The following is a 25359-nucleotide window of genomic DNA, read 5'->3' as shown; positions in this document are numbered from 1 at the left end:
CCGCGCGGCGCCGATGCGAATGCACACCCGAGTGAACCCGGAGATGCCATGCGAGTAATCCGAGAATGCCGCAGCACGGCGTGCCGCTCGCACGTCGCCGGAGCCGGTCGATGACGGCGGTGCTCGAGGAGCGAGGCGAAGCCCCTGCTCCGGTGCGCGGACGAGGATCGCTGCTCGCCAAGCAGATCGGGTCGGGTGTCGGTGAGGCTGTGCTGGCGGCGCTCGTCGCCATCGTGGTGACCACCGTCGGGCTCTACGCGTTCTCGATCGTGCACTGGCCTGCTTTCAACTCCTCCAACGTGACTCGCGCGTTGACGACGGTCGGGCAGGTTGTCGCCGCCGTCTTCGTGGTGGCGGCGATCGCGCTGACGCGGCTGCGGCCGGGTAGGTGGTTCGCTCGGCCGTGGGTCACGAAACTGCTGTCCTGGGTTGGTATTTCGACGTTCGTCACGTTCACGCTCGGTATGCCGTTGGGCGCGACCAAGTTGTATCTGCTGGGCGTCTCGGTGGATCAGGAGTTCCGCACCGAATACCTGACCCGGCTCACCGATTCCGCGGCGCTGCACGACATGACCTACGCGGATCTGCCGCCGTTCTATCCGGCCGGGTGGTTCTGGATCGGCGGCCGGGTCGCCAACGTGCTCGGCATGGACGGGTGGGAGGTGTTCAAGCCGTACGCGATCGGATCGATCGCGGTGGCGGCGGTCATCTCACTCGTGCTGTGGTCCAAGCTGATTCGCGCGGACTGGGCCATCGCGGTCACGGCGGCGGTGACCGCGCTCGCGGTCGCGTACGCCTCGCCGGAGGCCTACAGCGCGGTGATCGTGATCCTGCTGCCACCGGCGCTGGTGCTCGCCTGGGGTGCGCTGCACCGGCCTGCCGAGCGGGGGAACAGCCTCGGCGGTTGGGGTGCGGTGTTCGGCACCGGCTTGTTCCTGGGGATGGCCGCCACGTTCTACACCCTGTACGCGGGCTTCGCGGCCTTCGCCGTCGGGCTGATGGGCGTCATCGCGGCCGGGCTCGCGGTGCGCGAACAGTACGCCGCCGCGCGGCCTCGGCGCGCCAGGGGCAACGACGACACCGTCCGGCCGTGGCGGGCGGCCGTCCCGCCGCTGGTGCGGCTGGTGGTGATCGCGGCGATCGCGGCACTGGTCGCGCTGATCGTGTGGTTGCCGTATCTGCTGAAGACGCTGAGCGGGAAGGTCGCGACCTCGGGCTCCGCGTTCCACTATCTGCCCGAGTCCGGTTCCGAACTGCCGTTGCCGATGGCCGAGTTCTCGCTGCGCGGCGCGCTGTGCCTGGTCGGCCTCCTCTGGCTGGTGCTGCGGGCCGCCTCGTCGCGGCGCGCGCAGGCGCTCGGGATCGGTGTGCTCGCCGTCTACCTGTGGTCGCTGCTGTCCATGGCGGCGACCGCGGCGGGCACCACGCTGCTGTCGTTCCGGCTGGAGTCGGTGCTGCTCGCGCTGCTCGCCGCGGCGGGCGCGTTCGGTTTCGCCGAGGGCGCCAGGGCGGTCTATCAGGCGTTGAACGAGCCGGGCGGCTTCCGGCTCGCGGCGGTGGCGGTCGCGATCGTCGGCGCGCTCGCGTTCACCCAGAACATCCCGCACATCCTCGCGCCGGAGATCACCACCGCGTACACCGACACCGACGGCAACGGGGTGCGCGCCGACAAGCGTCCGCCCTCGGCCGTGGCGCATTACCGCGCCATCGACGAGGCCCTGCTCGCGCAAACCGGACGGCCGCGCTCGGGCACGGTGGTGCTCACCGCCGACACCAGCTTCCTGTCCTTCTATTCGTACTACGGCTTCCAGGCGCTCACCTCGCACTACGCGAACATGCTCGCCGACTTCCCCGCTCGCGCCGCGACCATCGAGAGCTGGAGCAAGCTGAAGTCCTCCGGCGCGCTGCTCGACGCGCTGGCGGCCAGCCCGTGGCGTGCGCCGGACGCCTTCCTCTTCCGCAACAGCGGTGACACCTACACGCTGCGCCTCGCCAGAGACGTCTACCCGAACGATCCCAACGTGCAGCGCTACACCGTCGCGTTCCCCAAGGACCTCTTCAACGACCCGCACTTCACCACCACCGACATCGGCCCCTTCACGCTGGTCACCGTCCGCCGATAGCCAGCTCGAATAAAACAGGGCAGAAGCGCGTCTCGACCTGCGCCTCTGCCCTGTTTTCGGGCTGCTCGCAGCTCCCGTTGCCAGGCGCTACACAGCGTGTTCGGTTAGCGTGGGCGGCTGAGTTGCAGCTAGTTACAGGAGCGGTTTGCAGGTGGTACGGGCACGACAGGTTGATCTGGGCACGCAGGACGGGTCGGCGGTAGGAGTCGCGGAAAAGGAATCCACCGCGACCGGCATGCGCACCACCGAGACATCGGCTCCGGTTCGCAAGCGCAGGCTGCCCAGCATCCGGATCAGTCCGTTCGATGTGGTCGCCGCGTTCGGCTACCTGGCGTTGGCGGTCGTCGTCTTGTCCGGCCAGTGGCGCAATACGCAGAGCGGTTACCTGATCAAGAGCGGTCAGGACCAGACCATGTGGGAATGGTTCTTCGCGGTCACCGCGCATTCGGTGGCGCATCTGGAGAACCCGCTCGGCACCACGCTGCAGAACTTCCCGGCCGGGGTGAACATGATGGCCAACACGGCCATGTTCGGGGTCGGGGTGCCGCTGACTCCGATCACCCTGCTGTTCGGGCCGACCGTGACGTTCGTGCTGGTGCTTACCCTCGGGCTGGCTACGACGGCACTGGCCTGGTACTGGCTGTTCTCCCGTGAGCTGGTCCAGTCCAGGATCGCGGCCGGTATCGGCGGGCTGTTCTGCGGTTTCGCGCCCGCGATGATCTCTCACGCCAACGCACATCCGAATTTTGTTGTGCTGCTGCTACTTCCGATCATGGCCGGGCTGCTGATCCGGATGGCGCGACGGGCCGGGGTGCATGATTCGGATCGGCGGCGCTGGCGCGTCCGCGACGCCGTCCTCCTGGGATTCCTTGTGGCGCTGCAGATCGCGCTCGGTGAGGAACCGCTGCTGATCTTCGCGCTGTCGTTCGGGTTGTTCACGGTTGTGTACTACGTGCACACGCCGCGACAAGGTCTGCGCGTGCTGCGCGGGATCACCCCGGCGATCCTGCTGGCCGGGGCAATCGCCTTGCTGTGCACCGTGATACCGCTGTGGTACCAGTTCTTCGGGCCGCAGAGCTACCGCTCGATCGATCACGGCCCGATGGGCAACGACCTGAAGGCGATCACGCAGTTCCCGTCCGAGTCGCTCGGCGGGCTCTTCTCGCCGGGACAGTACGTGGCGATCAACGACACCGAGCAGAACGCCTACTTCGGCTGGCCGCTGCTGCTGGTGCTGGCCGGCACCCTCGTGCTGCTCTGGCGCGAGCGGGTGGTCCGGGCCGCCGCCGTCGTGATCGCGGTGTTCGGCGTGCTGTCGCTCGGCGCCGTCGCCATGTTCGGCAAGCGGGACACCGGCTTCGCCCTGCCGTGGCGCTGGGCCGAACACATCCCGCTGCTGAACACGGTGCTGGAAACCCGGCTCACCATGGCGGCGATCCCGGCCATCGCCGCGGTGCTCGCCCTGGCCACCCAGCGGGCGATCGGCTGGTGGCGGGCATCGCCGGTCGACTGGCGGCCGCTGGCCTGGTTCGGCGCATTGCTTTTCGCGTTGCTGCCGCTGATCCCGACCGTGCTCCCGGTGGTCCAGCGCCCGCCGACACCGGCGTTCTTCGCAGACGGGCTGGTGCGCGATTACGTCAACACCGGGTCGGTGGTGATGGTGCCGCCGTCGCGGCCGATGGACGCGGGCGCGCTGCGCTGGCAGGCCGACACGGACTTCGACTTCCCGCTCGCCGGCGGCTATTTCGTCGGCCCGACGAGCACCCAGAAGAAGGGCATCTACGGCCCCGAGTTCCGGCCGACCACCGCGCTGCTGGTGCAGGCGCAGGACACCGGCGCCGTGCCGCCGCTGACCGATGAGGCCCGCGAACAGATCCGCGCCGACCTGAACTTCTGGCGAGCCGACGTGTTCGTGTTGCCCGCGACGAGGAATGTGGACACGCTGCGCACCACCATGACGCAACTGCTCGGCTTCGGGCCGACCCGGGTGGCTGACGTGTGGGTTTGGGATGTTCGCGCGATGCGATAGGTGGTGATCACCGGCTCCGGCGGCTCGGGTGGCTAGCATCAACCCCCGTGCGACCGGACCGATCAACTCGAGCGTTCACCCGTTACCGCCTGATCGCCCTCGTCTCCGGGCTCCTCGGATTCGTGCTGGCGCTGCTGACACCGCTGTTGCCGGTGCGGCAGGACCAGGCCACGCTGGACTGGCCGCAGGCCGGGCTCAGCAGTGTCGAGGCGCCGCTGGTGTCGTATCAGCCGTTGCGGCTGAGCGCGACGCTGCCGTGCTCGCTGATCCAGGCGGTGGGATCGGGCACGGTGGTGTCCACCGTGCCGGTCTCGTCGGGACAGGCGACCGCCACCGGGCTGGTGGTGTCGGTCGCCGACGGCACGCTGTCGGTGGTGCTGCGCGACGTGCCGCTGCTGTCCGCGCCCGTCGCCGAGATCACCGCGGCCGGATGTACCGCGCTCACCGTCGATTCGACGGCCGCCGCGACATCCACCGAGATCGCCGGTGCGACACGGCAGGACGGGACGCCGTTCCGCAACACCGTGACTCGGGACATCCGGCCGCAAATGGTCGGTGTGTTCACCGATCTGGCAGCCGGGCGGCTGGACGGTGCCCGGTTGCACGCGGACATCGACTCGCGCTTTTCCTCGTCGCCGTCGGTGCTGAAACTGATCGCGATCATCGCGGCGGTGGTCTGCACGATCATCGCGCTGCTCGCACTGCACATGCTGGACACCAGCGACCGGCGACGGGCGCGCCGGTTCCTGCCCGCGCACTGGTGGCGGTTCACGGTGACGGACGCGGTGGTGCTCGGCACGCTCGGGCTGTGGCACTTCATCGGCGCCAACACTTCTGACGACGGCTACATCCTGAACATGGCGCGCGCCTCCGGGCACGCGGGCTACATGGCCAACTACTACCGCTGGTTCGGCGTGCCCGAGGCGCCGTTCGGCTGGTCGTACGAGGTGCTGGCCTGGATGACCAGGATCTCCGACGCCAGCCCGTGGATGCGGCTGCCCGCCCTGCTCGCGGGCGTGACCTGCTGGTTGGTGATCAGCCGGGAAGTGTTGCCGCGCTTGGGCGCCCGGGTACGACGGAACAAGGTCGCGCTGTGGACGGCCGGGCTGGTGTTCCTCGCGTTCTGGTTGCCTTACGACAACGGTCTGCGGCCCGAGCCGCTGATCGCGGCGGGCGCGCTGCTCACCTGGTGCTCGATCGAACGGGCCATCGCCACCGGGCGGTTGCTGCCCGCGGCTGTCGCGGTGTTGATCGCCGGGTTCTCGCTGGCCGCCGGGCCGACCGGGCTCATCTGCATCGGTGCGCTGATCGCGGGATCTCGGCCGGTGCTGCAGATCATCATCAAGCGGGCGCGTGGGGTGGTTCCTGCGGTTGGCGGTGGAGTGGCCGAAAGCCCCTCGGGTGCAATGGGACTCGAGGACGACGCGGACGCTGTTCCGGCAATGAAGTCCGGCGCATCCGACGCCGGCGGTACCCGGCCGTCTTGGGTAACAACGCTTTTCCGCTACTTGGCGCTGCTCGCACCGGGCCTGTCCGCCGGAACCCTCGTGCTGGTGGTGGTTTTCGCCGATCAGACGCTGTCGACAGTGCTGGAAGCCACCCGGGTGCGCACCATCGTCGGACCGAACGTGGCCTGGTTCGACGAACGCACGCGGTGGGATTCGCTGCTGATGCTCTCACCGGACGGATCGCTGGCCCGCCGGTTCGGTGTGCTGGTCATGCTGCTGTGCCTGCTGGTCTGCGTGCTGCAGGTGCTGCGCAAGGGACGCATCCCCGGCACCTCGCGCGGGCCGTCGGTGCGGATTCTCGGCATCGTGTTCGCGTCGCTGGTGCTGATGATGTTCACGCCCACCAAGTGGACGCACCACTTCGGCGTGTACGCCGGCTTGGCCGGTTCGCTGGCCGCGCTCGCGGCGGTTGCGGTGGGCAGTGAGGGAATTCGCTCGCCGCGCAACCGGGCACTGTTCGCGGCGGCGGTGCTCTTCCTGCTCGCGGTGACGTTCACCGGGTCGAACGGCTGGTGGTATGTGTCCAGCTACGGCGTGCCGTGGTGGGACAAGGCGCCGCTGTTCGCGGGCAAGGGCTTCTCCACGCTGTTCCTCGGGCTCAGCGGGGTCGCGCTGGTGGTCGCGGTGTGGCTGCACTATCGGGAGCCGTATCGCCGGCCACGCACGACGCCAAGGCGTTTCGATCGGTTCGCGAGCGCGCCGTTGACCATCGCGGCGGCGCTGCTCGTACTGTTCGAGGTGGCGTCGCTGGCCAAGGCGGCCGTCGCACAGTACCCCGCATACTCGGTCGCCAAGTCGAATCTCCAGTCGTTGAAGGGAGATTCGTGCGCGCTGGCGAACGAGGTGCTGGTGGAGACGGACACGCGTAACTCGCTGCTGCTCCCCTACTCCGGCTCGCCCGCTGACGGATTGGCCGCGGAATCAAAGGGATTCACGCCCAACGGCGTCGCGAGCGACCTCACCGCCGACGCGGACGAGACCGTGTCCGGCGGCGCCAACTCGGTCAACTCCGACTCCAAGAACAAGACCACCAAGACCACCGGTGCGGGCACCGGCGGCGGCACCACGAAACAGACCGGCATCAACGGCAGCACCGTCGCGCTGCCCTTCGGCCTCGACCCGGCGACCACGCCGATCATGGGCAGCTACCAGGAGGACGAGCAGCAGCAGGCCTCGCTGACCTCCCAGTGGTACCGCCTGGACCTGGCCGACAGCATGCGCCACGACCCCGCCTACCAGGTGCTCACCATCACCGCGGCGGGCCGGATCCGGCACGTCGACGCCGACGGCGTCGTCACCTACGGCCAGGAACTGCACCTGGAATACGGCGTGCACGAGGCGGACGGCTCGGTGCGCAAGCTCGGCTCGGTCGACCCGATCGACATCGGGCCCGCGCCGTCCTGGCGCAACCTGCGGGTGCCGCTGGACCGGCTGCCCGCCGAGGCGAACGCGGTGCGGTTGGTTGCGGTGGACAACGACATCACCCAGAAGCAGTGGCTCGCGGTCACCCCGCCCCGGCTGCCCAAGCTGACCACGCTGAATTCCGTTGTCGGCTCGAAGAATCCGGTGCTGCTCGACTGGCACGTCGGGCTCGCCTTCCCGTGCCAGCGCCCCTTCGACCACCACGACGGCGTCGCCGAGGTGCCGAACTGGCGCATCCTGCCCGACCGGGTCGGCTCCGACGCGTCCAACGCCTGGCAGGACGACATCGGCGGCGGGCCGCTCGGCTGGACCGGGCTGCTGCTGAAGTCGGAAACCATCCCCAGCTACCTCGACCACGACTGGTCGCGCGACTGGGGATCCCTGGAGAAGTTCACCCCCTATGACCCGAACGCCCGGCCCGCTGAGATCGGCGTCACGGTCGAAACCCGGACCGGCCTCGCCAAGGACGATCCGATCCGGGTTCGCTAGCCGCCGTTGCCGTTCCGCGACACCGGACCAGCCGGTTCGGTGTTGCGGTGCCGCAAAGATGTTGTAAACAGACCGGTTGGACGGCAAAAACACCGCACGATCGCAGGACGAAACCCACAGAAATCCGTAACCTGTGCACTATGACGTCGGCTTTCGACCACATGGATCTACGCGACCTCGTCGGTCTACTCACCGCAGATGAACAACGCGAACTACGCCCCGCCGTACTCCGCGTACTCGACCGCCTCCCCTCCCAGGAGGTCCTCCGCCGCGAACTCGGTCTGCGTATGACAAAGGTCTGAGCAACCACCCAGCGACCGCCGACGACACCTGAGCCAGGCCGCAACGAGCGCCGCCGCACCCAACACCGCGTCCACGCCACCGGCAATCAGTATGCGAACGCTTGCACCTTTGGCGTATTGCGCATGTGGCTGTCAGCCAGTCGATATTGTCGACGCCCATGCGGGTGGGCATATACATCGACGGCTTCAATCTCTACTACGGTGCTCGGAACATGTGCGGACGAAGCACACCGGGTTGGCGGTGGTTGGACCTACGCCTACTCGCGGCCAAAATCACTGCGACACAATCAAATTGGGCTAGCGCAACTATCGATAGAGTGGTGTACTGCACTGCTCGGATCAGTGGCCGCGACAATCCGGTCGGCGCGAATGAGCAGGACGTCTACCTTCGTGCGTTGCAGCTAGCGAAGTCGATAGACGAGTTGTCCCTCGGCTCGTACGTCCATCGCGCGACGACTGCTCCACTTGCGACCTCTGGCAAGAAGGGGCGCCCAGAACTGACACACCCGGCATGGCCGCTGATGATCCAGAACGGGCAGGGAACGCCCGAACCGAATGCCGTGTTCATGGTGTCCATCGCGCGGCGGGAGGAGAAGGGCTCTGACGTCAACGTCGCGTCTCATCTGCTACTCGACGTCCTGCAGGGCACGGTCGATGCTGCCGTCGTGATCAGCAATGACAGCGATCTCGAATTCCCGATATGTGAGGCCCGACGGCGAGTCCCGGTAGGGACGGTCAACCCGACAATGAGCTTTCCCGCAGGACGGCTTCGCGGTGGGCCGAGCGACGGCGTCGGCGGACACTGGTGGTACCAACTCCAGCCGAACGACATCACCTCAGCTCAGCTTCCACCTATGATCGGCCATCTGCGGAAGCCGACACCTTGGTGATCGCATAGCGCGCCGGTCGTTCGCTTGCGGTTCGAGCGATTTCGGGGCATCCTTGATCTATACCGCCCGTCCCCTCTGGGGGCGGGTTTATTTTTGCCCTGCTTCGGCTCGGCCGACAGACCTGGGCCACGGTCTCAAACATGCCATCTAGCGGCCGCAGGCCCGTTGAGGGGTGGAGTACCTCTCGACGGGCCTGCGGTCGTTTGATGCGTGCTAGAACACTCGGAGTTGGCCGGGAGACCAGAAGCCGGAGCGGGTGGCTGTGCCAGTTTCGAGTTGGGCGGGGGTGGCGGTGCGGTCGTACTGGTCGTAGCGCTCGAGGGAGCCCCAGTCGCGGGCCCAGTTGTCCTTGAGGTAGGTGGGGACGGTTTCGGACTTGGCCAGCATTTGGGCGAAGCCGAGGAGGCCGCCGAACTCCTCGGCCTGCCAGGTGTTGGTGGAGCTGATGGCGAGCGGGCGGTCCGGGAGGATGCGGTAGTTGGGGACCTGGGCCACGCCGTTCTTGTGGTAGAGCGGGCGCTGGCAGGGGAACTGGAGGCCGACGGCCCAGTCCTCGAGGACCGGCTGGTCGGGGCCGATGAAGCTGTTGAGCGACTCCAGCTTCGGCATCCGCGGCGGGGTGAACGCGAGCCACTGGTCGCCGATCAGGATCGGGTCGTTGGCGACGACGCGCACCACGTCGGCGTCCGGCGCGATCTCGGCGAGCGGGACGCGCAGGTTGCGCCAGGACGGGAACGGGCCGATATCGCGCGGCAGGTAGGTGCCGAGCTTCTCGATGTTGCCGTCCGGCAGCCGCTTGCCGTAGTCGACGGTGAGCGACTGGCCGTACTTGGTGTCGCCGGTGTCGTCGACCGACAGGATGCGGCCGGCCGCGGAGATCACCACGAGCGGCTTGTCCGCGGACCGCGGCGCGAGGCCGTACCAACTGGACGTGAGGTGCGCGGGCTGCTGCACCCCGCTCTGGTAGCTGCCGAGGATCGGCGTGGTCGCCGGGTCGAGCCCGAAGGGCAGGGCCACGGTGCTGCCGTTGATACCGCGCGCGCCCTGACCGCCGCCGGTGCCCGCGCTCTGCCCCTCGGCGAACGCGGCGCCGACCGACTGGGTGGAGGTGTTGCCGGTGCCCGGCTTCACCTCGACGCTGTCGGCGGACAGGTCGTTCGGCACCCCGTTCGGGTCGAAGCCGACCGGATCGGCACCGGCCAGCGGGTCGTTCGGGTCGGTGAGCGGATGGGCCGGATCGGCGACCGGCTGCAACGCGCCGCCGTTCGGATTCGGTTCCACCAGCACGTCATTGGCGAGGCCGCAGCTGCTGCCGCCGATCGCGTCGAGGTTCGACCGGGCGATGGAGTACGCCGGGTACTGCGCGACCGCGCCCTTGACCAGCGAGAGCACCTCGAGCAACACCATGAGCGCCGCGACGACGGTCAGCGGGATCGCGGCGAACTTGCGAATCCGCTTGCCACGCGCCGACTTCGGCGAGGCCTCCGGTTTCGCATAACCCTCACGCAACGAGTGCCAGGCGACCAAAGCCAATGCGAGACCGAACAAACCGAGCATCAGGGTGTTGGACTGGTAGCCGTGCAGCGAGATCCGCTTGTCGAACCACGGCACGCCGAAGCTGGACACATACCAGTAGCCGTTGATGCCGGAGAACGACAGCGCCAGCACGAACAACAACCCGGCCAGGAAGATCGCGCGATTCTTCCGCGCTCGCAGCGCCGATGCCGAGACCGCGACCGCGGTCACCGCGGCCAGCGAACCGGCGATGCCCGCGTACGCGCCGAAGTGGTGCGTCCACTTGGTCGGGTTGAACATCATGAAGAAGATGGTGCCGAAGACGACACCCATCAACCGCCAGGTCGGCCCGCTCGCGATGCCCGGAACCTGCCTGCGCCGCAACAACACCAGCATGGTGGTGAACAGGCACAGCAGCATCACCAGGAAGGCGAACCGGCGGGCCAGCGAGCCGTCGACGGTCTCCACGAACAGGTAGTAGTAGCGCAGGTAGTCCTCGTACCAGGCGAGGTTCGGCCCGGTCACCTGACGCACCCGGTTGGCCTCCTGGATGCCCGCGAAGGTCTGATCGGTGTACACGACGATCAGCACCAGCAGCCCAGCTGCGGCGATCGGCGCGAGCAGCGGCAGCGTCGACCACCACTTCGCCCCGTCGGAGCCGAACTGCCGTCGCCTGCGCACCACGATCCGCACCAGCGGACGGATACCGGCGAGCAACGCGGCGACACACATCAATCCGGTAGGCGCGGCGGCCAGGGTGAACGCCGCCACCAAGACCGCGACACCGGCGGGCAGCAGCCTGCCGGTCGCGATGGCCCGCTCGATCGACACCCAGGTGAGCAGCGCGCCGAGCGCGACGATCGGCTCGGACCGCAGGCCGTTGTCGAACGGCAGCCAGAACGCGAGGAACACCAGACCACCGGTCCACAACGCGACCTTGCTGTTGCGCACACCGCGGCCGAGGCGCGGCACCACCTCGCGGCTGATCACCATCCAGCAGAGGATCGCGCAGAGCAGTGCGGGCACCCGGACCCATGCGCTCGCGGTGGAGAACTCAGCGAAGAGCTGGATGACGTAGTAGTACCAGCCGAACGGCGCCTCCGGCACGCCGTACCAGCGGAAGTAGTTGGCCATGTAGCCCGCGTGCGGCGCGACCCGCACCATGCTCAGGATGTAGCCGTCGTCGGAGGTGTTGGCGCCGACGAAATGCCACACCAGCAGCGTGCCGATGATCGCGCCGTCGGCCCAGGTCGGCTTCAGCCAGTTCGACGGCAGGAACCGGCGGTGCCCGCGCCCGTCACTACCATCGAGGCGAGCCAGCGCCGCGAGCGCGACCAGCGTGCACAGCACCGCCGCGATCATCGCGATCAGCTTGATCGCGGTCGGGCTGCTGGAGAAGCGGGTATCGATCGTCATGTTGAACGACAACCCGGCCGGCACCGCGCCCTTGAGCTCGGAGAAGACGCCGACCACCTGCGGGCGCAGGTCGCTGTTCATGGTGCCCTCGACCGGCACCTCGAGCTGCTGCCCCGGCGCCTTCGGATCGTCGACCATCCGGGTGAGGCCCTTGAACTCCGCATGCGTGCTCTGGTTGTCGGAGGTGAGCTCCAGCGCCGAGCACCGGTCCATGTCCGAACGCTGGGCCGACACCACCACCGCGTTGCGGTCGACCACGTCCACCGAGGTGTCCGACACCCGAATGAACAACGCCTCCAACGCGGCCCGGTCGCCCTGCGGCGGCGCGGTGGCCAGCAGCATGCCGCCACGCTCCGGCAGCTGCGCGACCGCGCTGCACGGGATGGTGGCGCGCAGGTCGATCGGCACCTGAGACATCAAGGGGGCCTGCACATTGCCGAGCGTCCCGCCCTGCGGCCAGTTCAGCTGCGCGGTGGTCTGTGTCACCGGCAGGAACGGGGTGGCCAAGGCGAACAGCGCGCCGAGCAATCCCGCGACCAGCGCGATTATTCGCGCCGTCCGGAAATCGGCCGAAGAGGCCGCTGGCACGGCGGGCGGTTTCGTCAGGACAGCAGTAGCGGCGTCGGGCACGATTGGCAATGCTAGCTGTACCGCGTCTCCGCGTCTCGAGGCCAGGCTAGTCCGCCGCTCCGAGTCTTTAGGCCGACTTAGGTGCGCCGTAAGTTTCGAGGACGTCCGGCGCATAAGTGCCGAATCGCGTTGCGAGGTGCCCGCGTTCTCGCGAGATCAGTTGTCCGTTTCTAGATCAATTGAAATGCGAAATGAACTTTGAGCCTTCCGACCTGGACAAACATCACAGTTGATCCTGCGGGAAGGTAGGCGACTCGCCGGACACGCCCAGCATGGGCCACTCTTCCCGGACGCGCGCCGCAAGCGATAGTCGGGCCGCATCTCGAGACCGGCAAAAGGCGCGCGACGGCGGGCTGGCAAGGTGTGGGTATGACCAAGGTGAATCTCTCGACGAATTACGGACCGATCGTCCTGGAACTTGACGACCAGAAGGCGCCGAACACGGTGCAGAACTTCGTGGATTACGTGAACGCGGGTCACTACAACGGCACCATCTTCCACCGCGTCATTCCGGGCTTCATGATTCAGGGCGGCGGCTTCGAGCGCGGCCTGCGGCAGAAGGGCGTGCAGGCGCCGATCCAGAACGAGGCCAACAACGGCCTGAAGAACGACAAGTACACGGTGGCCATGGCGCGCACCAACGACCCGCACTCGGCGACCGCGCAGTTCTTCGTCAACGTCTCCGACAACGCGTTCCTGAACCACTCCGCGCCGACCCCGTCCGGCTGGGGTTACACGGTGTTCGGCAAGGTGATCGAGGGCACCGAGGTGGTCGACAAGATCGCCGCCGTGTCCACCGGCTCCGCGGGCGGGCACCAGGACGTGCCGACCGACGACGTCATCATCGAATCCGCCAGCCTCGGCTGAGGTAGCCCGACTCGGGTGAATCGGGCCGCGCCACAACGGGATGCGGCCCGATTCCGGTTTTTACAGCGGCAGCAGGTGATGCTTACGCGGATTGCGCGCCAGCGACTTGTCGCGCAGCAGCTGCAAGGCTTTGCGCAGTTCCAACCGGGTGTTCGCGGGCTCGATGACCGCGTCGATGTAGCCGCGCTCGGCGGCCACCCACGGCGTCGCCATGGTGGCGTTGTAGAAGTCGATCATCTGCTGGCGCATGGCCGCCCGCTGTTCCTCCGGCGCGGCCTCGATCTGCTTGCCGCCGATCAGGCTCACCGCGCTCTCCGCACCCATCACCGCGATGCGCGCGGTCGGCCAGGCCAGGTTCACGTCGGCACCGAGCTGCTTGGAACCCATCACCGCGTAACCGCCGCCGTACGACTTGCGAATCACCACAGTCACTTTCGGCACGGTCGCCTCCACATAGGAGAACAGGAACCGGCCGCCGCGCTTGATCACGCCGATCTTCTCCTGCTCCACGCCCGGCAGAAAGCCAGGGGTGTCGACGACGAAGACCAGCGGGATCTCGAACGCGTCGCTCAGGCGGACGAAATGCGCCGCCTTGTCCGAGGCCCGCGCGTCCAGCGCGCCCGCGTAGACCATCGGCTGGTTGGCCACGACGCCGACGGGACGACCGTCGACGCGCGCGAAGCCGGTGATGATGTTGCGTCCCGCCGTGGCGCCGATCTCGTGGAAGCCGCCGTCGTCGAAGATGCGCAGCAAGATGTCGTGCATGTCGTAGGCGGCGTTATCCGAGTCCGGGACAAGCGAATTCAGTTCCCGGTCGCTGTCGGTGAGCTCCGGCTCCAGGCCGGGATTCACGATCGGCGGCAGCTCCTGACAGCTGGTCGGCAGGAAGCTCAGGTAGTCACGCACCCACTCGAACGCCGACTTCTCGTCCGGCGCGACATGATGGATGTTGCCGTACTCGGCCTGGCTCTGCGCGCCGCCGAGCTCCTCGAGGCTGACATCCTCGCCGGTCACCTCGCGAATCACCTTGGGCCCGGTGACGAACATGTACGCCTCTTCGGTCGCCACCACCACATCGGTGTTGATCGGGGCATACACCGCGCCGCCCGCGCACTTGCCGAGGATCATCGAAATCTGCGGCACCAGACCGGATAACGGCTCCTGGCGCCGGCCCAGTTCGGCGTACCAGGCGAGCGAGGTCACCGCCTCCTGCACGCGCGCGCCGCCGGAGTCGTTGATGCCGACCACCGGGCAGCCGACCTTGGCCGCGTACTCCATGATTCCGGCGACCTTGCGGCCGAACATCTCGCCGACCGAACCGCCGTAGACGGTCTGATCGTGCGAGAACACCGCCACCGGTCGGCCTTCGACGAGGCCGTGCCCGGTGACCACGCCGTCGCCGTACAGCGCGGTCGGGTCACCCGGCTTGCGCACCAGCGCACCGATTTCCACGAAGGTGCCCGGATCGAGCAGCATGTTGATCCGCTCGCGGGCGCTCGGGATCCCCTTCTTCGCGCGCTTCGCCACTCCTGCTTCGCCCGCCGGTTCCTGCGCGAGGTCCATTCGTTTACGAAGGTCGGCGAGCTTCTCGGCAGTAGTGCTCACTACGCCCCTTTCGTCAGGTTCACCCCTAGGGGGCAATCACCGCAAGCTTCGCGGTGAGGTCGGCTCCGATCTTTCCGATCCGCGGTTCATCGACGATCTGCAGGTGGTCTCCTGGGATGTGAATGACCTCAAGGTTTGGAATGTATTCGTCCCAACCACCATTCGGACGCCGATCGGCGTAACGGGGCTCCAATTCGATCATGCCGTCCTGGTAGCGATCCGCGAGATACAGCACAACGTCGCCGTCGTACCGGGTCGGCGTGGTCTTGGCCAGGTGCCGTCCCTCGATCCACGAGGTGCGCTGATGCTCGAGCACGCCGCCGGGAATCTTGGTACCGCTGATCTTGACCAGATCGCTGATCATCTTGAACTGCTCTTCATCGGTAGCCGCTGCCAGCTCTCGCAGTTGCTCCGGCGGTAGTTCACCCTCGACGCCATAGGTCTTCTTCGCGAAGACCTGGTAGCGCTCGATCCGGCGTACCCGTTCCTCCGGACTGTTGTCCTCGTCCTCGACCGGGATGGCCAGGTCGATCAGGCCGACGATGCGCACGTCGGCGCCGTCGGCACGCAGCAGCTGCGCGACCTGCAGTGCGAACACCGCGCCGAGCGACCAGCCGTACAGCACGTACGGGCCGTCGCCCTGCATCTTGCGCAGCTCGGTCACGTACTGCTGCGAGCGCTCCAGGATGTCGCCTTCGACGCGTTCGAAGCCGTACATGGGCGTGCCCGCCGGCAGTCGCTTCAGCAGCGGTTCGTAGACCAGCGTGTTGCCGCCCGAGGGGTGGAACACGAAGACCGGCACCGCATTCGAGCCCGCTTCGCGCGCCCGCAGCGGCCGGATGAAGCCGTCCACGTCAGCGCCGCTGTCCTGCAGGTTGCGCACGACATCGGCGAGCTGCTCGATGGTCTCGCAGTCGAGCACGTCGTCGACGGTGACCTCGGCCTTGACCCGCTCGGTGAGGCGGTCCGCCAGCTTCTCGGCGACCTCCTCCTCGAGGATCGGCAGGGTGTTGAAGATGCCGCCTGCCGACTTGCCGGTGACGATCGCCCAAGTGGCGAAGGTCAGGCGTTCGGCGGCGTCACGTGGCGGGACATCATCCTCGTCGGCCGAGGACGGCGCACCGAAGACCGACTCCGTCGTAGTCGCCTGCGCGATAACCGCTTCCGCGGCACCGACGGCAGTGGTGTCCACGTTGTCGAGCGACTGCTCGATGGCAGCTTCCTTCGCTTCCGCTGCGGCAGCCTGCTCTTGCGAGACCGGAGCCGGTGTCGCCGTACCGGGCGCGGCACCGGTGATGCCCGCGGCGGTTTCGGCCTCCACGACGATCTCCGCGGCCTCGGCGGCCACCGACGTGCTCTCCACGTCCAGCGAAACACCTTCGGCGGCAGTCGCTTCCGCGACCGCGGCGGCCGGGTCGGCACCGGCTTCCACCGCGGCGCGTGCCGCGGCGATGAAATCGGCGTCGACGACGATTTCCTCGCCCGCTGCCTGCCGCGCGGCCACCGCCTGCATCTCGTCGCGGTGTTCGACGGCGTAGCGCAGTACCTTGCCGACCTCGTTGAGGTTGGCGTCGCGCACGGCCTGGATCTGCAGCTGCGGGATGTCGAATTCGTATTCGACGCGGTTCTTGATGCGCATGGCCATCAGCGAGTCGAGGCCGAGCTCCATCAGCGGGATCTCCATCGGGAGGTCCTCGACCGCGTAGCCCATCGACTCGGCGACGATCAGCGCGAGCCGGGCGTCGAGCGTCTGGTTGCCGTTGGGGTCCCACCGGTCACCGAAGGTCTCCACGACCTCTAGGTCGCCACCCGCCGGTTCGATCGCCGGGCTGGTGGCCGGAACGATCTCAGCTGCAACGGATTCGGGCAGCGGCGCACCGGAGGTGACCACCGCGTCGAACAGCAGCCGGAAGCTCCCGCCCTCCTTGGCGTGCACCTGCACCGACGCGCCACCGGGATGCGGGGTGAGCGTGGTGGTGAGGGTGCCGACGGCGGGCACGGCGGCGTGCGCGATCGAGGCGCCGAGCGACACGTCGCTGAGCACCTGTGCCGCAGCGGCAGTCACGAGCGCGGCGAGATCGCCTGCCGACTCTGCCTGCACTTCCCACGCGTGCCTGCCGTCCGGCAGTGCCACATGTGCGCCGGGCGCGCCGGTGCTGCCGGTCGCGGCCAGCGAGACCTTAGGCCAGAACTCCTTGCGCACGAACTTAGTTCGCGGAATGTCGGCGTAGTCACCCGGGGTCAGCAGCGACGACAGGTCGACCTTGTGCCCGTGCACGTACAGCTGGGCCAGCGCGCCGATCACGCCGGCCGCCTCGTCTTCCTTGCGCTTCAGCGTCGGGATGAGCTGCGCGTCATGCAGACCGGCCGCGAAGGTGGTGCCCAGCACCTGCATCAGCGCAACGGAATTCGGCGCGAGCTCCAGAAAGGTGGTGTGCCCGGCGTCCACCGCGAGCTTCACCGCGTTGGTGAAGAACACGCTGCCGCGCAGGTTCTTGACCCAGTAGTCCTCGGTATGGATCGGATCGTTGCCCGGACGGTAGAACGCGCCCTTGTGCACCGTCGAGTAGAGGCCGGTCTTCAGCTTGGTCGGCTCGATGCCGGCCAGCTCCGCGGCCAGCTCGCCGAGCAGCGGGTCCATCTGCGAGGTGTGGCCCGCGCCGCGGGTCTGCAGGATGCGGGCGAACTTGCCCTCCGCCTCGACCCGCGCCACGATCGCCTCGACCTGAGCCTGCGGGCCGCCGATCACCGTGTTGGTCGGCGCGGCGTACACGCCGACCTCGACGTCCGGGTAGTCGGTGAGCAGCGCTTCGATGTCCTCGGCGCTCTTCTCGACGAGTGCCATGTTGCGCACGTCGTCGTCGGTGATCATCTGCTCGCCCTCGTACATCAGCCGCGAGCGCGCGCAGATCACCCGCACCGCGTCCTCGAGCGGCAGGCCACCGGCGATGTAGGCCTCGGCGACCTCGCCCATCGAATGACCGACCACCGCGTCGGGCTGCGCGCCGTGCGCCCGCAGCACCGCGGCCAGGCCGATCTGGATGGTGAAGATGCCGACCTGCGAGGTGCCGACGTTGTAGTCCTGGCCGTCATCGAGGAACAGCTCGCGGATCGAGTACCCGGCCTCGTCCTCGACCAGCGCATCGACCTCGTCGACGGCCTTGGCGAAGATCGAGTTCTCCAGGTAGAGCCGCTTGGCCATCTTGCGATGCTGCGCACCGAAACCGGAGAGCACCCAGACCGGACCCATGACGGCGGGCGCGTCGGCGGTGAACACACCGGCGCCCGGCTTGCTCGCGGCGATGGCGCGCAGACCGGTGACGGCCTCCTCGTGAGTGCTGGCGAGCACCACGCCGCGCGAACGCCAGTGGCTGCGCTTGGCCAGCGAGCGGGCCACATCCTCGAGCGAAACATCGCGGCCCGCTTCGGATTCCAGCCAGTCGGCCAGTTCCGCGGCGGCCCGGCGGCGACGCGAGGGCAGGTAGCCGGAGACCGGCAGGATCACCGGCAGCGGCTCGGTCCGCTCGGCAGTCCATTCAGCAACGGGGGCAACGGTTTCCGCGACAGGCGCGGCGATTTCCACTGCGGAAGCGGCAGTTTCGGCGACGTCCCCGTCCGCTTCCTCGACAACCGCGTCCGCTTCCGCGATCACATCGGTGGTCTCGTCGTCGAGATCGGCATCGAGAGCCGCGACCGCGGAATCCGCCTCGGCTTCGATGGCTACCGGCTCGACAGCCGCGACCTCGGCCGAAGCCGGAACATATTCCTGCACAACGACATGCGCGTTGGTGCCGCCGAAGCCGAAGCCGGAGATGCCGATGGTGGCGGTGCCGCTGTAGCGCGGGAATTCCGTAGGCTCGACGACCACCTTCAGGTGCGACTGATCCCACGGGATGTACGGGTTGGGGCCCGCGTAGTTGATGTTCGGCGGAATGACGTTGTGCTGCAGGCCCATCAGCACCTTGGCCAGGCTCGCCGCGCCCGCACCGGACTCCAGGTGGCCGAAGTTGGTCTTGGCCGAACCGAGCAGCGCGGGCTTGTCCTCGTCGCGGCCGCGGCCGACCACCTTGGCCAGCGCGTCCGCCTCGATCGGATCGCCGAGCGGGGTGCCGGTGCCGTGCGCCTCGATGTAGTCGACGGTGGACGGCACGATGCCCGCGTCCCGGTACGCCCGGCGCAGCACGTCGGCCTGGGCGTCGGGGTTCGGCGCGTACAGGCCGTTGGAGCGGCCGTCGCTGTTGACCGCGGAACCCTTGATCACGGCCATGATTCGGTCGCCGTCACGTTCGGCGTCGGCGAGGCGCTTGAGCACGAACAGCCCGGCGCCCTCCGAGCGGACCATGCCGTCGGCGTCGGACGAGAAGGCCTTGACCCGGCCGTTCTTGGCGACGCCGCCGCCCATGTCGAAGCCGAGGGTGGCCATCGGCGCCAGGATCATGTTCACGCCACCGGCCAGCGCCACATCGGCGTCGCCCTCGCGCAGTGCGCGCACCGCCTGATGCACGGCGACCAGGGTCGACGAGCACGCGGTGTCGACGGTGACCGAGGGGCCGCGGAAGTCGTAGAAGTAGGAGACGCGGTTGGCGATGATGCCGTTCGAGCTGCCGCTGATCCCGTAGGCCTGCGCGGACGCAGGCACGTTCGGTCCCTGGTCGGCGCCGAGCCCGAGCGCGGCGATCAGCATGAAGTCGCTGGTGGACGAGCCGATGAACATGCCGACCGGCTGGCCCTTGAGCTCGCTCGCCGGAATCCGGGCGTGCTCCAACGCTTCCCAGGTCAGCTCCATCATCAGGCGCTGCTGCGGATCGACCCGCTCGACCTCGATGGGCGACATCGCGAAGAACTCCGCGTCGAAGCCCTTGACCACGTCCTGGTCGAGATAGCCGCCGAGGGTGTTGCCGTCGGCGATCGCCTTGGCGGCCGCCGGGTTGCTGGTGAATTCTTCCCACCGGCCTTCCGGCAGCTCGCGGATGGCGTCGCCGCGGCCGATGAGGAAGTCCCAGGTCGACTCGGGGGTGTCGCCCGCGCCGGGCAGCCGGGTGGACAGGCCGATGATGGCGATGTCGTGCGAATCGCCCGGGGTGAAGCCGTCGGTGTAGAAGGCGTCACCGGACGCCTCCTCGACGGTCTCCGGCTCACCGTTGATGACCATCTCGGCCAGCGAGGCGATCGTCGGATGCTGGAAGTAGGCCGTCGCGGTGAGCACAACGCCGGTCAGGTCCTCGATGTCACCGACGAGCGCGATGGCGTCGCGCGAGGCGAGCCCGAACTCCTCCATCGGCCGGTCGACGGTGATCTGCTCGACCGGTTGATTGATCGCGTCGGCGACCCACTGACGCAGCCAGTCGCGCAGCTCGGCGACCGTCATGTCGGTCTGTGCGCCGCCGGGGGTGGAGGCGGCGGCCACCTGCGCGGAAGCCTGGTCGGCCTCCGCGCCGGCGGGCAGGGATTCGCTCGTCGTGGTGGACGTGCCCTCGTTGTCAGCCATCAATTCCTCAAGCTACCTGTCTGCGAACCGGGCGTGCCGCGCTTGGGACATTGGACGACATGTCGGCTGTCCGAGGCCACCCCTGGGCAATTACTCTTCCGGTGCATCGGGGAACGCCTGCTGGGTGTAACCACCCCGGAGCGTTCCCTCGAGGTAGGCGGCCTTGCAGGCCCGCCGGGCGATCTTGCCGCTGGAGGTACGCGGGATGGAACCCGCGGGCACCAGCAGGACGTCTCGAACGGTGACACCGTGGCGTGACGCAATCGCGGCACGCACCTCGTCCGCGATGGGTAGTGGATCCGCCTTGCCCGCACCCGGACCACGCTCGGCCACGATCACCAGCTGCTCGGAGGCGTCGTCGGCGTCGAACTTCAGGCCCGAATGGCTGCCCTGGTCGAAGACGAGCGCGGGCAGCTGGTTCGCGGGCACCGAGAACGCGGCGATGAAACCGGGGCGCAGCGCCTTCGAGGCCTCCTGTGCGGAGAACTCGAGATCCTGCGGGTAGTGGTTGCGGCCGTCTACGATCACCAGGTCCTTCACCCGCCCGGTGATGTACAGCTCGCCGTCCAGGTACACGCCGTAGTCGCCGGTGCGCATCCAATTCGCGTCGCGCTCGGTGCCTTCGGCGTGGCTGCCCTCGGCCAACCGGTGCGGCACCTTGTTCTGGAAGGTCGCCGACGTTTCGTCCGGCCTGCCCCAGTACCCGATGCCCATGTTGTTGCCGTGCAGCCAGATCTCGCCGACCCGGCCGTCGGGCTGCTCGGTCCCGCCGTCGACCTCGACGGTCTCCGGGTCGACGATCACGGCCCACTGCGACAGCGCGACGTAACCGCAGGAGACCTGCGCGATGGCGTTCTCCGTGCCCGGCTCGACCTTGACCATCCGGCCCGCGTTGAGCTCGATGCGGTCGACGTAGGTGACCTTGGCCTCGTCCTCGGCCTTGGTCGCCGACACGAACAGCGTCGCCTCGGCCATGCCGTAGCACGGCTTGATCGCCGTCTTGGGCAGGCCGTAGGGCGCGAACGCCTCGTTGAACTTCTTCATCGAGGAGGTGGTGACCGGCTCGCTGCCGTTGATCAGGCCGATCACGTTCGATAGGTCGAGCGACTCGCCGTTCTTCGGCAGGCCACGCGCCGCGGCGTGCTCGAACGCGAAATTCGGTGCGGCGGCGAAGGTTCCGGCGCCGTCGGACTGCGCGGCGAGTTCCTTGATCCAGCGGTACGGGCGGCGCACGAACGCGCTCGGCGACATGATGGTGATGTACTTACCGCCGACCGCGGGCAGGATCACCGTCAGCAGGCCCATGTCGTGGAACAGCGGCAGCCAGGTGACGCCGCGCGAGTTCCAGTCCAGGTTGATCGCGTCGACCATCTGCAGCAGATTGGTGCCGACCGCGCGGTGCGTGATCTCCACACCGGCCGGAGTACGGGTCGAGCCCGAGGTGTACTGCAGGTAGGCGATGTCATCGATGGCGATATCGGGACGCACCCAGCTTTCACCGACGGTATCCGGGATCGCATCTACCGCGATGATGCGCGGTCGCTGGGCGAAGGGCAACGAGCGAAACAACTGCCGCACCCCGGCCGCCGACGAACTGGCGGTCAGTACGGCGGCAGGCTCACAGTCGCCCAGCACGGCATGCAGGCGGTCGGTGTGCCCCGGCTCGTCCGGATCGAACAGCGGCACCGAGATGGTGCCCGCGTAGATCGCGGCAAAGAAGGAGACCACGTAGTCCAGGCCCTGCGGCGCGAGGATCGCGACCCGGTCGCCCGGGTTGGTCACCTGCTGCAGTCGAGCGGCCACCGCGCGCAGCCGAATGCCGAACTCACGCCACGTCAGTTCCTGCGCCTCGCCATCACGCTCACGCGAGTAATCGATGTAGCGGTACGCCAGGGTGTTCGCGTCGTTCCGGGTGTGCTTCTCGACGTGATCGACCAGGGTGTGATCCTCGGGAATTCGGATGTTCCCGGTCTCGTCCAGGTAGTCGTCGAAAGTCTCTTCCATTCCTTCTTCTCCTCCGAGGCACACGCAGCAAGACGGCGACAACGCCGTAGTTACCTGTGAGGCCCCGACTCGCTTTCGCCCGCGGGTGGCTCCAAGTGCCCGAGTCAGCCTGCAGTTATTGGGCGGTCTGCGCGGTGACCGCTATCGGCTAGATGTACTCAAACCAGAGTCATGTTACAGAGAAGCCCGGCTCACTCGTCTCGCAGCAGGGGAATAACGGGGGCGAACGCGTCCATCTGGGTGGGAAACACCCCGACATACGACATCGAGGTGAGTTGGCGCACACGACGGATCTGCTCGGCGATTTCCTCGAAGCTGCCGATCGCCACGTAGGGCGAGTTGAGGATGTCCTCGACCGAAAGCTTCACGTCCACTTCGAGATCCGGGTGCAGACCACGCTCGATCGCGGAAAGTGCCATCTCAGCGGTCTTCTCGCGATCGTCGGTGATGACGATGGCGGTGATCGCCCAGTTGAGCTCGATATCGGCGAACCGGTCGCCCGCGGCGTCGCGGATCAGGTTCACCTTCTCGATCGTCTTCTCGAGCGTGATACCCGACAAGAGGCCTTTACCGTTCTTGGTGGTCACCGGCACGATCGAGATGATGTCGGCGTGCTTGGCGGCCAGCCGCAGCATCTTCGGGCCGCCGCCACCGGTGCAGATCGGCGGGCGCGGACCCTGCCGCGGGCGCGGCGTGCCCTTGATCCCGCGCACCTGGTAGTACTTGCCCTCGAAATTGCACTCCTGGCCGCGCAGTAGCACATCCAGGATGGTCAGCGTCTCGTCCAGCTTCTCCAGCCGGATGCCCGGTGTCTCGTAGGGCAGGCCCGCGGCGAGGAACTCGTCCTGCTTCCAGCCCGCGCCGACGCCGACCTCGAGGCGCCCCTTGGACAGCACGTCGATGGTGGCCAGGTCCTTGGCCAGCACCACGGGATGCCGGAAACCGTTGGCCAGCACCGAGGTTCCCAGGCGGATCTTCTCGGTAGCCTGAGTCAGCGCGCCGAGCGCGGCGATCGGGCCGATCTGGTCACCGAGGTGATCCGGCACGAAGAAGGTGTCGAACCCGTACTCCTCGGCCTGCTGCGCCGTCTGGACGAACTTGCGGGCGCCACCCTCTTGCTTGTTTCCCTCGCCCGCTGCCCCGAAGCGGAAGCTGCGCAGCGGCGTACCGAGCGCGGTCAACTCACCGGCTGGTGCGGCGGCTTCTGTCATGAACTCATGCTCCTGGCTGTAAGGAAATTCGGGCGCGACGGTGCAGGGCGATCCCACCCCGAACACGAAGTCGGTGTTGCCTGCGTCGCGATCACCAGCGGCACTTTACAGCGTCCTGCCCAACAGGAGTCGCGCTTGCCGGAGCAGGTCTAGGTGTACTGCGTGCCGACCGGAACATTGGCTGTGACATTTCACGAATGCGCCGGATGCGGCGCCGATTCGATGAGGCCGTTCGCCCAGTTGACGGTCCACTGGGTCGAGGTCGCCCCGTTGTCCTCGACGACGAAACCGTTGTACAGCGAGTGCACCGGATTGCCCGCCGCCCGCACCAGCGCGCCGACGCTGCCCATGATGTTGAACGGGCTCAACGCCTGTCGCGGTGCGTCACAGATCAGATCGCCCTGCGCGCAGATGGTGAAGGTGCGCTCGGCCAGTTCGCCGAAACCACCCGGCCGCGGACCGGTCATCGTGATACCGGGAACGTTGAGGCCCTTGAGCGCGACCTCGGCACCGACTCCAGCGGGCACCGCGCCGACCTGGACGGGCTGGCCGGGACCGGTGTCACCGGTACGCCTGCCATCCGAAATCAGCGTCACGCCGAGCACCTTGTTCGCCGGCACCGGCCCCTTGCCCTGACCGATATCCGAAGCCACGTCGCCCGCGATCACCGCGCCCTGCGAGAACCCCGCTATCACGTAGGTGGTCAACGGACAGTCGCGGTAGCGCGCGGCCATCGCGTCGACCATCCGCTGGGTGCCCTCGGACCGGCTGTCGTTGTAGGACGCCTGGCCGTCCGGCGGCAGCGCGATCGGATTGGAGAACTGCGCGACGTACGGGACGGTGTACACGTCCAGCCGCTCCTTCGGGAACTGCTGGCCGACCGGGTTGGAGATATTGAGCATCAGCGACACGGGATTCGCGGACGGATTGTGCGGGTCGTCATTGCTGTTGGACTCCCAGGTGCCCGGCACCGAGATCATCTGCACATCCGGACAGTCCGCCGACTGCGAAGTCGGCTCCTTCGGCGGCTTCGGTCCCGGCTTCGGCTGCCGCAGCAAACCGGCGAGCAGGTACCAGAGCAGCAGCACCACGATGATGATCAGGACAGGAATCCCGATCAGCAGAAGGCACCCCGCCGGCCTGGACCGGCGAGACGACGAACCGCTGCGCGCGTTCACTTGCAGTACGTCTGCTTAGCGGCGCTGATGTAAACCTGCCCGGCCTTCTCCACCGGCATCTTGGCCGGATCGAAGGACGGATCGGAACCGGCCATCGCGGTCACGAAGGTCATCAGATCCTGATCGGAAGCACCCGACGCGGTGCCCTGGCACACATAGTTCGCCACACTCAGCGCGATATCCGGCGTAGACGGAGTGACACCCTGCTGCTTGAGCGCGTCGAGATACTTCTTGTCCTTGTCGGTGAGCTTCGACGTGTCCGCAGGCGGCGGAGTATCGATCGGCTGCGGCCGCTCGGGCGCCACCGTCTCAGCCGGCGGCTGCTCCGAAGCCGGCGCAGGCGCGGGCGCCGGGGCCTGCTGACCAGGATCGACACTGGAGCTGGACGCGGCAGGCGGCTGCGACGCCGCCGTGGTACGGGTCAACGTCGGCGTGCTCGACGCGGTCGAGTCATTGCCGCCACAGGCAGCGAGCAAGCCGGTCGCGGCGACCGCCACAACAACGCCGAATACCTTGCCACGGGTCCTCTGCATGAATTCTGTCCTCGATCTGTTCGCAAACGGGGGAGGTCGCCCCCCAACATAGCTGTCTTATTTGCCGCGCGGGCGCGGCGTGTTCGCGGCCCCCGGGTGTCTCGCGTCCGAGCGGCCGAGACTCGCGCCTACGGCGCATGCGCTTCGGC

At 67.6% G+C, this 25359-nt stretch carries 13 protein-coding genes; 6 read left to right on the top strand and 7 right to left on the bottom strand.

The genetic code is table 11. From position 1 onward, the window contains the following. The first annotated feature begins 110 nt into the window (after positions 1-110). From ACFWF1_RS03900 to ACFWF1_RS03880, 5 genes are all read left to right on the top strand, one after another. Positions 111-2123, top strand: coding sequence for a galactan 5-O-arabinofuranosyltransferase (locus ACFWF1_RS03900; protein ID WP_379282988.1), 2013 nt, complete (start codon positions 111-113; stop codon positions 2121-2123). Between the two features lie 235 nt (positions 2124-2358). Continuing rightward, positions 2359-4152, top strand: coding sequence for a glycosyl transferase (locus ACFWF1_RS03895; protein ID WP_379283404.1), 1794 nt, complete (start codon positions 2359-2361; stop codon positions 4150-4152). Positions 4153-4199: 47 nt separating this feature from the next. Further along, on the top strand, positions 4200-7571 hold the full coding sequence (locus tag ACFWF1_RS03890; protein ID WP_379282990.1) for an arabinosyltransferase domain-containing protein: 3372 nt from the start codon (positions 4200-4202) through the stop codon (positions 7569-7571). Positions 7572-7711: 140 nt separating this feature from the next. Further along, a complete protein-coding gene (locus ACFWF1_RS03885) occupies positions 7712-7873 on the top strand; it encodes a hypothetical protein (protein ID WP_191093775.1) in 162 nt (53 codons plus the stop codon). Positions 7874-8190: 317 nt separating this feature from the next. After that, on the top strand, positions 8191-8763 hold the full coding sequence (locus ACFWF1_RS03880) for an NYN domain-containing protein (protein WP_379282992.1): 573 nt from the start codon (positions 8191-8193) through the stop codon (positions 8761-8763). Between the two features lie 213 nt (positions 8764-8976). On the opposite strand, the gene ACFWF1_RS03875 is transcribed toward ACFWF1_RS03880, so the two are convergent. Beyond that, a complete protein-coding gene (locus ACFWF1_RS03875) occupies positions 8977-12324 on the bottom strand; it encodes an arabinosyltransferase domain-containing protein (protein ID WP_379282994.1) in 3348 nt (1115 codons plus the stop codon). A gap of 369 nt (positions 12325-12693) precedes the next feature. On the opposite strand from ACFWF1_RS03875, the gene ACFWF1_RS03870 reads away from it, so the two are divergent. Next, positions 12694-13191, top strand: a complete 498-nt coding sequence (locus ACFWF1_RS03870) for a peptidylprolyl isomerase (protein ID WP_379282995.1) — start codon at positions 12694-12696, stop codon at positions 13189-13191. 60 nt (positions 13192-13251) lie between these two features. On the opposite strand, the gene ACFWF1_RS03865 is transcribed toward ACFWF1_RS03870, so the two are convergent. The 6 genes from ACFWF1_RS03865 to ACFWF1_RS03840 form a co-directional block, all read right to left on the bottom strand. Then, the gene (locus ACFWF1_RS03865) at positions 13252-14754 is read right to left on the bottom strand and encodes an acyl-CoA carboxylase subunit beta (protein WP_357380368.1); all 1503 of its coding nucleotides are present in this window, start codon (positions 14752-14754) and stop codon (positions 13252-13254) included. 67 nt (positions 14755-14821) lie between these two features. Continuing rightward, a complete protein-coding gene (gene pks13 / locus ACFWF1_RS03860; RefSeq protein WP_379282997.1) occupies positions 14822-20284 on the bottom strand; it encodes a polyketide synthase Pks13 in 5463 nt (1820 codons plus the stop codon). Positions 20285-20374: 90 nt separating this feature from the next. After that, complete coding sequence (gene fadD32, locus ACFWF1_RS03855; protein ID WP_379282998.1) at positions 20375-22288, bottom strand: long-chain-fatty-acid--AMP ligase FadD32; 1914 nt, start codon at positions 22286-22288, stop codon at positions 20375-20377. Positions 22289-22479: 191 nt separating this feature from the next. After that, the gene (locus tag ACFWF1_RS03850) at positions 22480-23499 is read right to left on the bottom strand and encodes an LLM class F420-dependent oxidoreductase (protein WP_379282999.1); all 1020 of its coding nucleotides are present in this window, start codon (positions 23497-23499) and stop codon (positions 22480-22482) included. Between the two features lie 191 nt (positions 23500-23690). Continuing rightward, the gene (locus ACFWF1_RS03845; protein WP_379283405.1) at positions 23691-24683 is read right to left on the bottom strand and encodes a cutinase family protein; all 993 of its coding nucleotides are present in this window, start codon (positions 24681-24683) and stop codon (positions 23691-23693) included. Then, the gene (locus ACFWF1_RS03840; protein WP_379283000.1) at positions 24674-25210 is read right to left on the bottom strand and encodes a DUF732 domain-containing protein; all 537 of its coding nucleotides are present in this window, start codon (positions 25208-25210) and stop codon (positions 24674-24676) included. The genes ACFWF1_RS03845 and ACFWF1_RS03840 overlap by 10 nt, the downstream gene beginning before the upstream one ends. Between the last annotated feature and the right edge of the window lie 149 nt (positions 25211-25359).

Origin of the sequence: Nocardia sp. NPDC060255, assembly GCF_042727395.1 — a bacterium.
Classification (GTDB): domain Bacteria; phylum Actinomycetota; class Actinomycetes; order Mycobacteriales; family Mycobacteriaceae; genus Nocardia.
Note: the sequence above shows the minus strand (reverse complement) of the source record. Positions and strands in the feature narration are given on the sequence as shown.

Excerpts from the sequence above, each read along its gene's own strand:
- ACFWF1_RS03870 (WP_379282995.1), top strand. The coding sequence starts at position 12,694 with ATGACCAAGGTGAATCTCTCGACGAATTACGGACCGATCGTCCTGGAA.
- ACFWF1_RS03885 (WP_191093775.1), top strand. The coding sequence starts at position 7,712 with ATGACGTCGGCTTTCGACCACATGGATCTACGCGACCTCGTCGGTCTA.
- ACFWF1_RS03850 (WP_379282999.1), bottom strand. The coding sequence starts at position 23,499 with ATGACAGAAGCCGCCGCACCAGCCGGTGAGTTGACCGCGCTCGGTACG.
- ACFWF1_RS03865 (WP_357380368.1), bottom strand. The coding sequence starts at position 14,754 with ATGGACCTCGCGCAGGAACCGGCGGGCGAAGCAGGAGTGGCGAAGCGC.
- pks13 (WP_379282997.1), bottom strand. The coding sequence starts at position 20,284 with ATGGCTGACAACGAGGGCACGTCCACCACGACGAGCGAATCCCTGCCC.
- ACFWF1_RS03840 (WP_379283000.1), bottom strand. The coding sequence starts at position 25,210 with ATGCAGAGGACCCGTGGCAAGGTATTCGGCGTTGTTGTGGCGGTCGCC.
- fadD32 (WP_379282998.1), bottom strand. The coding sequence starts at position 22,288 with ATGGAAGAGACTTTCGACGACTACCTGGACGAGACCGGGAACATCCGA.
- ACFWF1_RS03895 (WP_379283404.1), top strand. The coding sequence starts at position 2,359 with ATGCGCACCACCGAGACATCGGCTCCGGTTCGCAAGCGCAGGCTGCCC.
- ACFWF1_RS03900 (WP_379282988.1), top strand. The coding sequence starts at position 111 with ATGACGGCGGTGCTCGAGGAGCGAGGCGAAGCCCCTGCTCCGGTGCGC.